This window comes from Gynuella sp. (assembly GCF_050297175.1).
Lineage (GTDB): Bacteria > Pseudomonadota > Gammaproteobacteria > Pseudomonadales > Natronospirillaceae > Gynuella.
Map to the genome: position 1 here is coordinate 151585 of NZ_JBNKSF010000035.1, position 14387 is coordinate 165971.

Sequence of the window (14387 nt, forward strand, 5' to 3'; positions counted from 1 at the left end):
TCCAACCCGATCCGTATAGTTCGCAGCCGTTGCCAAGACAGCAACAACGATGATGCGGGGTGGAGCAGCCTGGTAGCTCGTCGGGCTCATAACCCGAAGGTCGTCAGTTCAAATCTGGCCCCCGCTACCACATTTTAAAAAGTCGCTTTTTATAGCGGCTTTTTTTATGCCTGATGAAAACAGAAACGTTGAGCTTAATTCATACAGAACAGTCGGGCTCAACTCTTCATCCGGCGCAGCCGCTGAAGGTCGTCAGTTCAAAGCTGGCCGCGAAACGCTACCACATTTTAAAAAGTCGCTTTTTACAGCGGCTTTTTTTATACCTGACTAAAACGGAAACGTTGGGCTTACTTCATACAGAACAGTCGGGCTCAACTCTTCATCCGGCGCAGCCGCTGAAGGTTGTCAGTTCAAATCTGGCCGCGAAACGTCGCACCGCCGCTACCACATTTTAAAAAGTCGCTTTTTATAGCGGCTTTTTTTATGCCTGATGAAAATAGAAAACGTTGGGCTTAATTCACACAGAACAGCCGGGCTCAACTCTTCATCCGGCGCAGCCGCTGAAGGTCGTCAGTTCAAAGCTGGCCGCGAAACGCTACCACATTTTAAAAAGTCGCTTTTTATAGCGGCTTTTTTTATGCCTGATGAAAACAGAAGCGCTGGGCTTAATTCACACAGAACAGTCGGGCTCAACTCTTTATCCGGCGCAGCCGCTGAAGGGCTGCGGCTCAAATCTGGCTGATCAAATCAATCCTTAGCAGGATTCGATATCATGCAAAGAATTATTCAAAACCTTCATTTAAAAAAATGATCAATAACATTTGGCCAGACCAAATGCACAAGCACCAATTTTTAATGAACCCCATAAGTGCAGATCAATGAGGTTAATGCTTTTCAAAAAAACAGCAAATATGCACCATCTATAGATATTTTTTATATCACCTTATTGAACTCAAAAAAAACATAAATGACTCGTTCATGACCCTAATAAATTATGGATAACCAGAACCGGTTGAAAAGTTCGAATATGCGTCAAAAAGGCTAATTGGAATCAAGGTGATATATTTTTTTGTTTTCAGTAATCAACAATACAATATATGAACAAATTCAAATTGTTTGATCAAATTACATTTTTATGATCAAGACTCATGTTTTCTGTTTAGATTGTCAGCCATCAATCCGTTTTATAAAAACCTCTAAGGGGCCTCTGGAAAATAGGAATAGTTTTGATGCAGGCAGGGAGGCACCACGCGCAACACCGCAATTTACCGGCGTAAATGAGAATGTGAGACTGGGGCTGACAATGTCCTGCGCGAAAATAGGCCATTTTTCAGAAGCTCCCTAAAACACTTATTACAGAGGAGCTTAGAGAAATGAGGTATTCCTTAAAAAAGAGCCTGGAAAGTTTAGCTCATGGAAAATTACGTCAAAATAAGGTTTACAGCTGTTTCCATTGTGTCATTGTTTTTTCACCCTGAACGGTCACGACAATACTGCCTTGGCCAAATCGTCAAACAGATCTGGTCCACTGGGCGTCCAGCCCAATTGCTGCCTGGTTTGCAACGCGGATGCATTTAGATCTGCCTGAACTAAATGCGCGAGCCATTGGAAATGTGCCTCAGCCTGTTGTGGCGAGATAGCCGTAACCGGAAGTGACAAACGATCTCCCACTGCTTGGGCGACGCGGTAAAGGGAAATATTTTCTTCCGCAGCAGCAATGTATTTTTCCCCCTGCACACCGCGTTCCAGCACCAGTCGATACAGCGTCGCCGCATCACTCAGATGCACTCCCGCCCAAAGGTTATCACTAGGGTCTACATAGGCAGACATAGAAGTTTGTTTCGCAATATCAAACAGATAACTAATCAGCCCAAAGCGGTGGCGATTATGCACCTGGGTTAATCCCACAACCATTGCTTTAACTCCCTGCTCGGCACAGAGCCATGCACTTTCATCCGAAAGTGCTCTTGGGAATGTGGTTGTACTTTCCAGAGCATGCTCCACTGGTGTATTTCTTTCCCGTCCGGTGAAAAACGCACCCGAAGTCACCAACAAAGGACGATCAGAGCCTTTTAATAACTGCCCCAACGTCTGAATCAGTTGATAGTCATCCTGGCAATTTTCCAAAAACGTCGAAAAATCATGATTAAAAGCTGTGTGAATAACTGCATCCGCCCTGGAAACAGCAGATTCCCATGACGCAGTTTCATGGATATCTCCAAAACAGGCTTCAACCCCCAGCGCTCTGAGCTGTTGAACACCTGCTTCTGAGCGGGTTAATCCGATCACCTTATAACCATGATGCACCAACTCCTGCGCCACAGCCTGACCTATAAAACCACTCGCTCCCGTCATAAAAACCGTCTTCATTTTTTATCCTCGATTACACATTCAGTAACGGATTGTAGAAGGAACAAGAGTTCATTAAAGTAGTGTCTTTATCATGGTATAGCCACTAACAGGATCAAATGAGTTCCACAAAAGATAGTCACTTCAGCCGGTTTTTAATGGAAAAACGTCAGCAGATTGATCCTAAATCACTTGGTTATTCGGTGGTCAGGCGTCGTACACCTGGACTAAGACGGGAAGAAGTGGCGCAAAGGGCTAACATCAGCGTAACCTGGTACACCTGGCTTGAACAGGGACGGGGAGGAATTCCTTCAGCTGCGGTGCTTGATCGTATTGCCCGGGCATTAATGCTGACCGCTTCAGAAACAGAGTATTTGTTTCTTACAACATTGGGGCGTTTACCAGAAACAGACTACACCCACACCTCCACCATAGAGCCTCAATTGCAGCTGATTCTCGATGCCTTGAATCCCAATCCAGCCATTATTCGCAACCTGACCTGGGATGTACTGGCATGGAATAAGGCCGCCACCATCATCTTGACCGATTACCAACAAGTGCCAGTGGATCAACGCAACATCCTGCGCCTGTTTTTCCTGCACAAACCAGCGCGACGGAATAATCCAGGCTGGCAAAACACCGCCAGACTCATCGTCAGCGCATTTCGCGCCGACATTGCAAGGTTGGGAGAGAATGATCGTACTCGTTTGCTGATTAACGAGTTATGTCAGCGTAGTACAGACTTTTCAGAATTCTGGCACTCCCACGAAGTGGGCAATATCAATGACGGCATAAAACAGATGAATAACCCACTCGCCGGGGAGATTTCGTTTAACTACTCTTCATTTGCCGTATCTGCCAGTCCGGAGCTGAGTCTGATTGTCTATACACCACACACTCCCTCGGACAATGAAAAAATCCTCGATTTAATTAAATAATCAGAACAACACAGCAACACATCTCCACCAATAACTGCTCCCTGTTACAGTGAAAGTCCCCAAGCTGCATAGCACTTCATAATGCTTCCAGGTGTTATAACCAACCGCGGGATGACTGAAAAAATTCTGCCCATCACAACAGTTTCTTTAATGTCCGCTCTGCTGTTTTAGCGGACTCTGCCCAAGCGGTCCATCAGTGGTTGGCGGTAGGGGAATCAAATCCAATACCTCTGGTGGCAGATTGCCCATTTCCACCTCCTGTTCGGTACCTGCACTGTGAATGCGTGCATCCCCCTCGGCGACGGTCGCCTGAATGCGGGGGGCCAGTTCAAAGTAATTTCGCTCATACTTTGGACAGCCAGCAAGAGAGTTAACACAAACTGCAAGCCACCATGCCTGCATAGTCCCTTCACCACTGATACCCGTCACCAGGTTATGTAGGTATCCCTTTCTGGGATATCGCTCGAACCATTCCTTAATCTGTGCCCGTTTTTCTTCGGAGATATCGAGAGTCGCCTCATAAAACGTTTGCGTACGATAGGAAAACCAGCGGGCTCGTATGGTTTGTGGTAACGGGACATGGCCCGCTCCTGCAGCCTTACCACCCGGGAGGCGCTTAGATGTATCGGATACACCACCCGATAGCGCACCAACGGGAACCCCCCAGGACTCGTTAAACACCAGTTCTTCCACCCAGATGGGCCAGCCTTTTCCGCCATAGCCACCAGTATCAAAACTATAATTATAAGTATCATCTGCCCTACAAGCGCTGAGCATCAGTGACAATGAGATCAGCCAACATAAGTTTTTAATTATGTTCATGATGCTTCCTTGATGTTACGGCCAGCCTGAAAAATGTAAGGCCACTCTATGAATTCCATATCAGAAACTTGCAGGCTGATCATTTTTTAATGGTTACGCATGCTCAACCTGTGCAACGAGTTTCAAGAATCAGGAGGAATCAGATCCAATACCTCTGGCGGCAGATTACCCATTTCCACCTCCTGTTCGGTACCTGCACTGTGGATGCGTGCATCCCCCTCGGCGACGGTCGCCTGAATGCGGGGGGCCAGTTCAAAATAGTGAGATTCATATTCCTCAGGGCACCCAAAGTTTACGCAGCCTACAAACCACCACGCCTGCATGGTGCCTTCACCACTGATACCGGTCACCAGATTATGGACGAATTTCTTTCTGGGATACCGGTCAAACCATTCTTTGATCTGCGTACGTTTTTCTTCCGATATCTCCAGAGTCGCCTCATAAAATGTTTGTGTCCGATAGGAGAACCAACGGGCCCGTATGGTTTGCGGTAACGGAACATAGCCCATTACAGCGGACGCTCCACCAGGAAGACGTGCAGAAGTATCTGGCTTGCCACCAGACAGTGCCCCCACAGGAGCCCCCCAGGACTCGTTAAACACAAGTTTTTCAACCCAGATGGGCCAGCCTCTACCACCGTAACCCCCAGTATCAAAACCATAATTATAAGTATCATCTGCCCGACAGGCACTGAGTAGCAGTGACAGTAAGATCAACCAACAGAAATCTTTAAGCATTTTCATGGCGTTTCCTTGGGGTTATGGCCAGCCTTGGCCGATTGGAGAAAACCTGCCGGCTTTTAAACAGAATACCCGGTGTATTAACAATACTGAGACCACGCTCAGAGGTATGAATATAATCTTCGAGATAGATTTTGGCGTTATCGAGTTCAGCACCGTTGTTTTGCCAGTTCTGATAGCACCAGGCCAGATCCTCCGGGATCATATAGGCGGTTTCGTTGGGCTTGATTTCCCGTAGTGGTAAACCAGCCGTTTTGGCTATATCGTACATTTGTCGTAACGGATAGATGGATAACTCCTTATGGATGGGAATCAGCTCATATACCTGAGTCCCCTGCATCATTACAGTATGGCCTCGTCGTTCAATATCCCGCTGTAACTGCCGCACTCTGAATTCCTCCCAGCCGGCATCGTACACCTTTTTAACCCGATAAAAGTCCCGCCAGTCATCAAAACTGGTGGCGGCACCGGGCGTTGGATTTTCATACCCGCCGCCCACATCGGCATGGACACCGGGAACAATGGTCTCAGTAAAGTTTGCCGGCAAGCGACCCTTGGCGTCGCTAATTCGGGTGGATGGAAAGTTATGACGAACCTCATGGGCAGCCACCAGATGCACCACCTGTTCAGCGCTGGACTCATTCAGATTCAAATTGAATTCACCCTGTTTATCGTTACCAGGCCAATAGAAACTGCCCACGGTATCCCAGAGTCCGACAAAAGCAACTCTGCCACTGAGCTGCTGCGGAAATGCTTTCACTGCAGTTAGGACACCATAAGGCCGATATTCAGCTGTCCATTGGTTGATCATATTTATAAAGTGCCGAGCCAAGGCTGCACCGCGACTAAAACCAAACACATCAAACACAAGCTCATCATATTGGTCTTTTTTGATTCTTATCTGGATCTGCTGCAATGCTTCAGCAATACGCGCCTGACCACCCTCCTTACCAACACCAAATCCCAGCCCGATCATATCCTCCTTGACCTTATAACCGTTTAAGATTTGTACTCCTGTAATGGTACCAACCCCCGAAATATATATTTTTCGCGTAGTAACAATTTCATAGGCCCGATCAATGGTCTGTTCCAGATACAAATCCTGCATCTTCGCCACATTGGAAATATCCCGATCCGGTAGTTGGGCATCGTTGTAGCGGTTCTGATTGGTGCCATCAAAAAACACTCCCAATCTTAAAATACGTTTGGGTCTGGAACGGTTGACCGGTGCTGTGTAACACCACAGTGATCCCAATTGAGGAACTTTGAGGATTTTCTGCAGCGAGTAATTATGCTGTTCTGTCTGGGTGAACACTTTATCTTGTTGGCGCAGCTGTTCGGCGAGTCGATAGAGCTGTTTGCCGATGTTGCCAAGGGAATCAAAATATGGCGATTGATTCCCAGGGCGGCTTTCCGGTCTTGGCCGGCCACGATGACTGATGAGCGCCACCAATGCCACCTCTTTGGCCCAGGCTTCCGGATCCTCGGCACTGAACTCCCCGGCCATTGTTTTGAGTGGCTGAAGTTCACACTCGTGATCCAGCAGATAGATCAGATCCACCAGGCACAGACCAACGCTCGGCACATCCGGGGCAAGTACCCCGAAACTCTGCCCCAATTGGCTGGACAATGTTTTGCTGTCTGCTTTCCATTGCTGGCTTAAACGACGGGCAAAGATATCCGGGCGCTGGTATCCGCAATCCCAGATCTCCTGAGCAGTTGAAAACAGCGATACCAACGGAGCACCCTGATCGTTAAACAAGGCAGCATCCATCTGTTTGGGATCACCCGGAAGCAGTACTTCGGTATGGAGTAAATGCAGAGGTTGAATCGTTGCAGGCCAGCTTTCGAGAGGAGTTGCATGACGGCGTTGTTCGCTCAGCTCATCACAGGCCTGTTGCAAAGCCTCGCGAGTTTGCTGCCATTGTTCGGCAGTGACCGGTGTGCCGATGTCATAACAGATCTGCTCCGGGCCGGATAGCGATAACTGGCCAGTGGAGCCATTCAGCTTGCCTTGAAATGTCTGTGTATCGGTAGTGATCCGATAATCTGTCAATACACCGGTCTTTTGATCCGGATAGCTGTATTGCAACCAGGCAAAGTAATCAGGATTATCAAACACCTCGACTCCGGGTATACCTTCAGGCAGGGTGTCGGTGATGCTGTCGGTCCAGATCGGAACCGGTTTGTCGAGATTGATTCTGGGTTGGGCCGGCCTTGGTGCACCACGAACTTCTCGTGGTCCTAATTCATAAACAGTGCCTCGCCTCAAAGGCTCATGCTGTCGAAGCAGTGACAGTTGCCCACTGCTCTCCAGTACAAACAGATGTCGCGTGGTCTGTTCCGGGATAAATGCCTTAGCGTCGTCGGGGTATTGATTAAGTGGCGACCCAACATAAGGGGTTCAGGGAATAACCCTGGCGTTGAATAAAGTCTTTAATGGTCTGCGGCAGGGTGCTGATGTCCTGAGATATGAGATAACGGTCCTTGTTCTGTGGTGACTCCCAAGTAGACTCTCTGCCTACTCTGCAACTGTAAAAATATGAAAAGGCTTATCTCAATAAACCCACTATCCGTCAAATATAGAAGAAGTGTTTTATGATGAAATTCACACGTTCTTTTGTACCTGTTTCGCTGCCCCACCCCCACTTCCTTAACATCGCAATAGCGGATTTACGTCAGAAAGTACGTCTTAAAAAAATCCATATACTCCTGAACGGCCAGGTAAAACGCTCACTCCACAGAATGCGCTGATGACTGTGCGGTCATTCCTATACCGCTCAAGGAGATGAATTTCCATTTATCGGGTTATTGTTATCCGGCTTTTTATATGTCAAAAACCTTTGTGATCGCGTCTGGTGTCTGGTCAGTTCCTATCATGAATGCCACCATTGTTATTCTTCGTAGTCTCCAATAATAAGAGGATAACCTCATGCATGTGAAAGCGACTCTGCATCGCGATTTTACCATCGCCAATATCGATGACCGACTCTACTCCGCCTTTATCGAACACATGGGTCGAGCCATCTACACCGGCATTTACGAACCCGGCCACCCATCAGCCGACGCCAGAGGCTTTCGCCAGGATGTACTCGAACTGGTACGAGATCTAAAGATTCCTGCCATTCGTTATCCAGGTGGTAATTTTGTCTCCGCTTATGATTGGAAAGACGGTATTGGCCCTAAAGAAGACCGTCCTGTTCGGTTGGATCTGGCCTGGCGCTCAAAAGAGACCAATCAGGTCGGCATCAACGAGTTCGCCTGGTGGTCTGAGCAGGCAGGCCTGGAGATGATCCTGGCCGTGAACCTGGGTTCCGGCAACTTGCAGGATGCCAGAGAATTTGCAGAGTATGTCAATCACACATCGGGGACTTACTGGTCAGATCTGCGCCGAAGTCATGGTGTCGAGGACCCCTATAACGTAAAAATGTGGTGTCTTGGAAACGAAATGGATGGCCCCTGGCAGATCGGGCACAAAGACGCCAGAGAATATGGTCGGCTGGCAGATGAAACCTCTAAAGCTCTTAAAGGCCTGGACCCAAGCATCGAAACCATTGTCTGCGGCAGCTCCAGCGACGAGATGCCAACCTATCCTGAATGGGAACGGGAAGTTTTAGATGCCTGTTATGAAAACGTCGACTACATATCCCTGCACAAATATTTTGGCAATAGTTCCAATAACAGCTTGAACTTTTTCGCCAAAACCGAAGCCACTGGACGCTACATTCAGGCGGTCAGTTCCATTATTGACTTCACTAAAGCCAAGAAACGGGCCCGCAATGATGTCTATATCTGTTTTGATGAATGGAATGTCTGGTATCACCGGCGCTCTGAAGACGACGCCAAAATACGCCAGTGGGACTGGCCGGAGGCTCCGGAACTACTGGAAGAAACCTATAACTTTGAAGACGCACTATTTGTAGGATGCCTGCTCAACGAATTTATTCGTCGGTCTGATCGGGTCAAAATCGCCTGTATTGCTCAGCTGGTCAATGTCATTGCACCCATCCGGGCGGACAAAGGTGGCCCCGCATGGCGACAAACCATCTACTGGCCATATCAATTCGCTTCACTCTATGGTCGTGGACAGGCTCTGCAAGTGGTCACCAGTGGCCCCACCTATGACTGCGAAGTCGCGGATGATGTGCCATACCTGGACATTGCCGCAACCCGTGACAACGACACTATCACCATATTTGCCGTTAACCGTCACCCGACTGAAACTATGGAGTTGGATGTCGCATTAACAGGGTATGCGGTTGACCGGATCCTGCTGCATCAATGCCTTGAAGGCCACGACCTGAAAGCCACCAACAGCGGTGCCACGCCTGACAATGTCTCGCCTTCTGCCGGCAAGCATCTTGGCATCGAAGATGACCACCTGAAAGGACAATTGCATCCTCTCTCTTACCACGTCATTCGAATGGCTGTGCGCTAATGACTTTTCCTCTCCCGGTATATCCCTATCGGGAGAGTTTCAGAACCCACAATTGAAAACGATTTCAGATTCTACAGGTCATGTTTGAACGCACCCGTTTAGGCAGCACCAATAAATCGCCGCCCAACAATGATAAACACCTGATTAACCCTGCCCTCTTAGTCAGTAAACACCGCTTCGCTCATATCCTCATATTCCACACAATAAATAGTGTTGAATGAAATTTTTTCATCGCATTCTCTTATAAGATGTAAGGGCTGATGGCAGGAAAAGTGCCTAATATTAGAGACAACGTGACTCTAGTATCCAAAATATCGCAATAAACACTTCTCACAAAAAAGCCTCAGTAACAAAATGTTAAATCCACATTTACCACATATTCTCATACTAAGGTAGCAGGCTCATTGGATACCGACTATAGTCGGATATCCTATACTGATGTTCGATGGCATAGGGAGATATAAACATCATTAAATATTCACAATAAACGCACCAGATAAAGCTTCATTAAATGAATAAGATAAGCATGAAATACTGCAAAACACATCAAAAAGCATTCATCTCACCCAGAAACCATACTCATATAAATAATAACTAATACATTTACCCATGTAACAGACAAGCTGTAGAGGATTTAGTTATCATGGCAAAGCAAAGTGTGACAGACCTTACCGATCAAATTCTTACCCTGGCAAAAGAAAAAGGAATTCTTCAACTAAGCATTGAGGATAATCAGCTAGATGGCAGACTAATACACATAAACCATAAAGAAATGATTAACTTCGGATCCTGCTCCTATCTGGGCCTTGAGCGAGATGAAAGAGTTATTCAGGGTTGTGTAGATGCTACTTATCAATATGGCACACAATTTTCATCATCAAGAGCTTATTTGTCTTCTGCACAATATACAGAATTGGAAACATTGCTCAGCCAACTGTTCTCTGCCCCGGTGATCGTAACGGCCACTACAACTCTCGCACATATATCAGCACTTCCGGTGATTATTAAGCCAGGAGACCTTATAGTTCTTGACCACCAGGTACATGCATCTGTACAGAGTGCTTGTAAATTACTAAAAGCCCAGGGCGAACGAATAGAAATGATTCGCCATAACGACCTGGATCACTTAGAGCGACTTATAAGAAAACACCGCCAGACAAGAGGAAAAATTTGGTATTGCATAGATGGGGTTTACAGCATGTATGGTGATTTGGCCCCGATCGACGAACTATACGAGTTGATGGACAAATACCCTGAGTTTTACTTGTATGCAGATGATGCCCATGGCATGAGCTGGTGTGGACAAGGTGGTAAGGGGAGCATCAGAGGGCATCGTGAACATCACCCCCAAATGGTATTAACCGTTAGTCTCAACAAAGCCTTTGGATGCGCTGGAGGGTTGCTGATTCTGCCCAATCGGGAAATGCAACGAAAAATACGTACCTGTGGTGGAAGCCTGTTATTCTCCGGGCCAATACAACCCCCCCTACTCGGCGCAGCAATTGCTTCTGCAAAAATTCATCTGTCGAGTGATATTAACGAACTTCAGGATAACCTCAGAGAAAGAATAAGTTACTGTCGACAACTGCTTCAAAAAAGCAACCTTCCGGATGTTGCCAACTCAGATGCCCCTGTCTTTTATATCGGAGTTGGCGAGCCCAATGCAGGGTTCAATCTGGTTAAAAGACTTCATAATGACGGGTTTTACGTCAATATTGGTCTCTTTCCCGCTGTTCCTCTTTCAAATACTGGTGTACGGTTTACCATTACCAACCATATAACATATGGTGATATTGAAAGGCTTGTCAGCAGAATCACCCACCATTATCCACTGGCTTTGGCCGAGGAAAATGTCACCAGTGAAGCCGTCTCCAATGCCTTCAAACTGCCAGAACCAAGAAAGAGCGAGTTTATTAAAAGCTATCCCTATATTCAGGAGTCAAAATTACAGTTCAATGTTGCCTACAGCATTCAGGACATTAAAGAAAAGTGGGAAAAGATACCCGTGTTCAAAGGCACTACAGGGGTTAGCAACTTGACGTTATTGGAAAATGTTTTTTCTGTCACCAAACAACAGGATATCGACCATAACCATTGGCTTTTTCAATATATAACAATTAAAGACAATCAGGGACATACCATACTATTGGCGTTTATGACCGTTTGCGATATAAAAACTGACATGTTTGCTCGACCAGAATTAAGTGAACTTGCCAATCGCCAAAGGCAAGAGGACCCAAGCACCTTTATCAGCCGTTGCCTGATGCTGGGTTCACCGATTACCGAAGGTACGCATATGTATCTCGATGAAAATCACTTGCAGCAAAAAGAGGCATTAAATCTGTTTCTGAAGCAAATCAAATATATGCAGATGAAATTTAGGGCAGAAATATTAACCTTAAGAGATTTTCCTAAGGATTCGTGGATAGTTAAACATATCGCGAACACAGGTTTTCTTGTCGAGAAACTGCCTGACACTCACTATCTGGAGAATATAGATGATTTTGCAACAACCGAATATTTGTCTTCTTTAAAACGAGACTATAGAAAGCACTGGAAAAAAAACATTCTTCCCTATTTAAATGACTACTCTCTTTATGAGATACCCAAAATAGAGCAAAGCAAACTAGATTTATTTTTTGATATGTATTTAGAGCAACAGCAAAATGCAAAAGAGATCTCTAGCTTTACACTACCACGAGAATTATTATCAGCCTCGGTGAACGAAGGATATTGGAGTTGCCTGGAGTTAAGATATAAAAACAATCCAGCTGCATGTATGTTTGTTCAGGCCTCGGGTGAGGAGCTGTTTTGTATATTACTAGGTGTAAGATCAAAATACAGAGAAACCGGAGCATTTCGAGCTTGCTTGTATTTCTCAGCTAAACATGCACAAAATATGGGTCTGAAAAAAGTACACTATGGGCTCACCGCCTCCTTAGAAAAAAAGAGAATGGGAGCTGTCGCTGTACCTATTGTTGCACTTTTCCGAACAACCAGTAACTACCAGATGGAAACACTAGAGTCTCTTTCAAAAAGTAATTTTACTCACTCAGGAACAGCAACGTGTTAGAGAGCAAAGAAGTATCATGCCAAATGATAACTCCAATTTTAAGAATCGCCCAAAATGATAAGTTGGAGACATCAAAGCTACTTCAAGGCACTGACCTGAACATAGAAACTTTGAAAAATACTCAGAACCGCATCTCATGGGACCAACTATCGATTATTATGAATAACCTGACGGATTGGCTTGGGTATTCAAAGACAGATTTAATCCATATGGGTGAACAAATAAAAGATACACCTCAATATAAACCGTTGTTCTTGCTGTTTCGATTTTTATTTACTCTACCTGAATTTTATGAATGGATGCATCGCCCTTCAAGTGAAAGCCCGACCAGACAAGCGATAAGTTGTATCTCTTATGAAATCAGCTCAGATGCTGATAATAACTACAGGTTAAAGTTCAAATTAGCTGAGGGATATAAACCAATTTGGCAATTCTATTATACAAGCATGGGGGTAATCAGAATTTTACCAACAATATATGGCTTACCCCCTGTAGATGTTAATATTTTTGAACAGGAAGATGGATGCCTCTATCACTTTCAGGTTCCCAAAACAGGTGGCTGGCTTTCCGGGATTCGAAAACTAATCATGTCACCATTTGTAGCAAAGTCAGCCGCAAGATCACTTACTCTGGTGAATGCAGAATTATTTGACACGAATGTTAAATTGCAGGAAGAGAATAAACGCTTGATAGAAACCCAGGCCGCACTGGAGGTTTCCAGGCAACAAGCAGAAGAAGCCTCCAAAGCCAAATCTCAGTTTCTGGCGAATATTTCTCATGAACTCAGAACACCACTGAATGGCATTATCGGTTCAATGAGCCTTTTGATTGAAGATGAAAAAAATAAAGAACGACTGGAATCACTTAAAATAGTCAATGAATCATCTGAGTTACTTCTGAATATGCTTAATGAAGTCTTGGATTTCTCAAAGATCGAATCCGGCAATTTCAATATTAATTCTGCCCCCTTTAACCCCAGCGAAATTCAGTCAGAGATATTTGGTTCGTTTTTGCCCATTGCCAATAAAAAGAACATTACACTCAACTCGACCTGCCATATTGATCCCCAAAACTATCTACTGGGAGATGCATTAAAAATTAAACAGATTCTGAACAATCTGATTTCAAATGCCATCAAGTTTTGTGATCAAGGAGATGTTGCCATTACCAGTTACTGGCAGGCTGATAAAAATATGCTGGTTTTAACGGTGTCGGATTCCGGCATTGGCATACCGGAAGATAAGCAGAGCCTGATATTCAGTGAGTTCGTACAACTGGACAGTTCTCTCAAACGCAAGCATGAAGGTGCCGGTCTGGGACTGGCGATTACAAACAGACTGATTAATAAAATGGACGGGTCCATTGAGGTGGCCAGCAAAGTAGGCGAAGGATCCACATTTACAGTTACCATTCCGCTCCAGCCGGCTCAGGCTCCGAAGGTTGTTTTAGAAAATGAACCGGAAGAATCCGATACTACCCTCAACATTCTGCTGGTCGAAGATAACAAAACCAATCAATTGGTAATTACCCGGCTAATAAAAAAAACCGGACACCAACCTGTTCTGGCCGAAAACGGCCTTGAATGCCTTGAGAAAATCAAACATGATCAGTTTGATCTGATTCTGATGGATATCATGATGCCGGAAATGGATGGTATTGAGGCAACCCGTGAGATCCGCAAAACTTTTTCAAAAAATACACTGCCAATTCTTGCTTTAAGTGCGAATACCGAGGCAGTGAATATTGAAGAATGTCTCGCAGTCGGCATGAATGAATATCTCCACAAGCCCATTCGGATGCAGGAACTGAAATCGATTCTGAATCGTTACGCACCCAAACTGACTGCTGCGGAAAGTTCATAAGCGTTTATTCAACCGCCTGAACCCGTGGCTCTATGTTGAGAGCCAGTTGCCCTTCCCTGATTTCCTGTAAATACCTCTTTTCTACGTTCACAAACAATCGCTCATGTCGTCTGACTCCCTTTATTTGCCTAGCATCTACAAGCTGTTTATGCTGGCCTGATGTTC

10 protein-coding genes and 1 tRNA gene are annotated in these 14387 nt (G+C 45.6%); 7 read left to right on the top strand and 4 right to left on the bottom strand.

Annotation, left to right across the window (positions count from 1 at the left end; genetic code table 11):
- The first annotated feature begins 53 nt into the window (after positions 1–53).
- From ACQY6I_RS13820 to ACQY6I_RS13830, 3 genes are all read left to right on the top strand, one after another.
- A tRNA-Met gene (locus ACQY6I_RS13820) sits at positions 54–130 on the top strand.
- 43 nt (positions 131–173) lie between these two features.
- Entirely contained in the window at positions 174–455 is a 282-nt protein-coding gene (locus tag ACQY6I_RS13825; protein WP_428242079.1) for a hypothetical protein, read from the top strand.
- A gap of 35 nt (positions 456–490) precedes the next feature.
- Positions 491–742 carry a hypothetical protein gene (locus tag ACQY6I_RS13830; protein WP_428242080.1) on the top strand — a complete coding sequence of 84 codons (252 nt, stop codon included), beginning with the start codon at positions 491–493 and terminating at the stop codon, positions 740–742.
- 740 nt (positions 743–1482) lie between these two features.
- Here ACQY6I_RS13830 and ACQY6I_RS13835 read toward each other — a convergent pair.
- Entirely contained in the window at positions 1483–2370 is an 888-nt protein-coding gene (locus ACQY6I_RS13835; protein WP_428242081.1) for an SDR family oxidoreductase, read from the bottom strand.
- Between the two features lie 98 nt (positions 2371–2468).
- On the opposite strand from ACQY6I_RS13835, the gene ACQY6I_RS13840 reads away from it, so the two are divergent.
- The gene (locus ACQY6I_RS13840) at positions 2469–3287 is read left to right on the top strand and encodes a helix-turn-helix transcriptional regulator (RefSeq protein WP_428242082.1); all 819 of its coding nucleotides are present in this window, start codon (positions 2469–2471) and stop codon (positions 3285–3287) included.
- A gap of 147 nt (positions 3288–3434) precedes the next feature.
- Here ACQY6I_RS13840 and ACQY6I_RS13845 read toward each other — a convergent pair whose 3' ends face one another.
- The 3 genes from ACQY6I_RS13845 to ACQY6I_RS13855 form a co-directional block, all read right to left on the bottom strand.
- Positions 3435–4109 (bottom strand): DUF2931 family protein, encoded by a 675-nt coding sequence (locus ACQY6I_RS13845; RefSeq protein WP_428242083.1) that lies wholly within the window; start codon positions 4107–4109, stop codon positions 3435–3437.
- A gap of 122 nt (positions 4110–4231) precedes the next feature.
- Positions 4232–4852, bottom strand: coding sequence for a DUF2931 family protein (locus tag ACQY6I_RS13850; RefSeq protein ID WP_428242084.1), 621 nt, complete (start codon positions 4850–4852; stop codon positions 4232–4234).
- The gene (locus ACQY6I_RS13855; RefSeq protein ID WP_428242085.1) at positions 4839–7121 is read right to left on the bottom strand and encodes a T6SS phospholipase effector Tle1-like catalytic domain-containing protein; all 2283 of its coding nucleotides are present in this window, start codon (positions 7119–7121) and stop codon (positions 4839–4841) included. The genes ACQY6I_RS13850 and ACQY6I_RS13855 overlap by 14 nt, the downstream gene beginning before the upstream one ends.
- 660 nt (positions 7122–7781) lie before the next feature.
- On the opposite strand from ACQY6I_RS13855, the gene ACQY6I_RS13860 reads away from it, so the two are divergent.
- From ACQY6I_RS13860 to ACQY6I_RS13870, 3 genes are all read left to right on the top strand, one after another.
- Complete coding sequence (locus tag ACQY6I_RS13860) at positions 7782–9287, top strand: alpha-N-arabinofuranosidase (RefSeq protein WP_428242086.1); 1506 nt, start codon at positions 7782–7784, stop codon at positions 9285–9287.
- Between the two features lie 643 nt (positions 9288–9930).
- Positions 9931–12360, top strand: a complete 2430-nt coding sequence (locus ACQY6I_RS13865) for an aminotransferase class I/II-fold pyridoxal phosphate-dependent enzyme (RefSeq protein WP_428242087.1) — start codon at positions 9931–9933, stop codon at positions 12358–12360.
- Positions 12361–12947: 587 nt separating this feature from the next.
- Positions 12948–14222, top strand: coding sequence for an ATP-binding protein (locus ACQY6I_RS13870; RefSeq protein ID WP_428242088.1), 1275 nt, complete (start codon positions 12948–12950; stop codon positions 14220–14222).
- Positions 14223–14387: the final 165 nt, after the last annotated feature.

Excerpts from the sequence above, each read along its gene's own strand:
- ACQY6I_RS13845 (WP_428242083.1), bottom strand. The coding sequence starts at position 4,109 with ATGAACATAATTAAAAACTTATGTTGGCTGATCTCATTGTCACTGATG.
- ACQY6I_RS13865 (WP_428242087.1), top strand. The coding sequence starts at position 9,931 with ATGGCAAAGCAAAGTGTGACAGACCTTACCGATCAAATTCTTACCCTG.
- ACQY6I_RS13830 (WP_428242080.1), top strand. The coding sequence starts at position 491 with ATGAAAATAGAAAACGTTGGGCTTAATTCACACAGAACAGCCGGGCTC.
- ACQY6I_RS13825 (WP_428242079.1), top strand. The coding sequence starts at position 174 with ATGAAAACAGAAACGTTGAGCTTAATTCATACAGAACAGTCGGGCTCA.
- ACQY6I_RS13870 (WP_428242088.1), top strand. The coding sequence starts at position 12,948 with ATGTCACCATTTGTAGCAAAGTCAGCCGCAAGATCACTTACTCTGGTG.
- ACQY6I_RS13835 (WP_428242081.1), bottom strand. The coding sequence starts at position 2,370 with ATGAAGACGGTTTTTATGACGGGAGCGAGTGGTTTTATAGGTCAGGCT.
- ACQY6I_RS13860 (WP_428242086.1), top strand. The coding sequence starts at position 7,782 with ATGCATGTGAAAGCGACTCTGCATCGCGATTTTACCATCGCCAATATC.
- ACQY6I_RS13850 (WP_428242084.1), bottom strand. The coding sequence starts at position 4,852 with ATGAAAATGCTTAAAGATTTCTGTTGGTTGATCTTACTGTCACTGCTA.
- ACQY6I_RS13840 (WP_428242082.1), top strand. The coding sequence starts at position 2,469 with ATGAGTTCCACAAAAGATAGTCACTTCAGCCGGTTTTTAATGGAAAAA.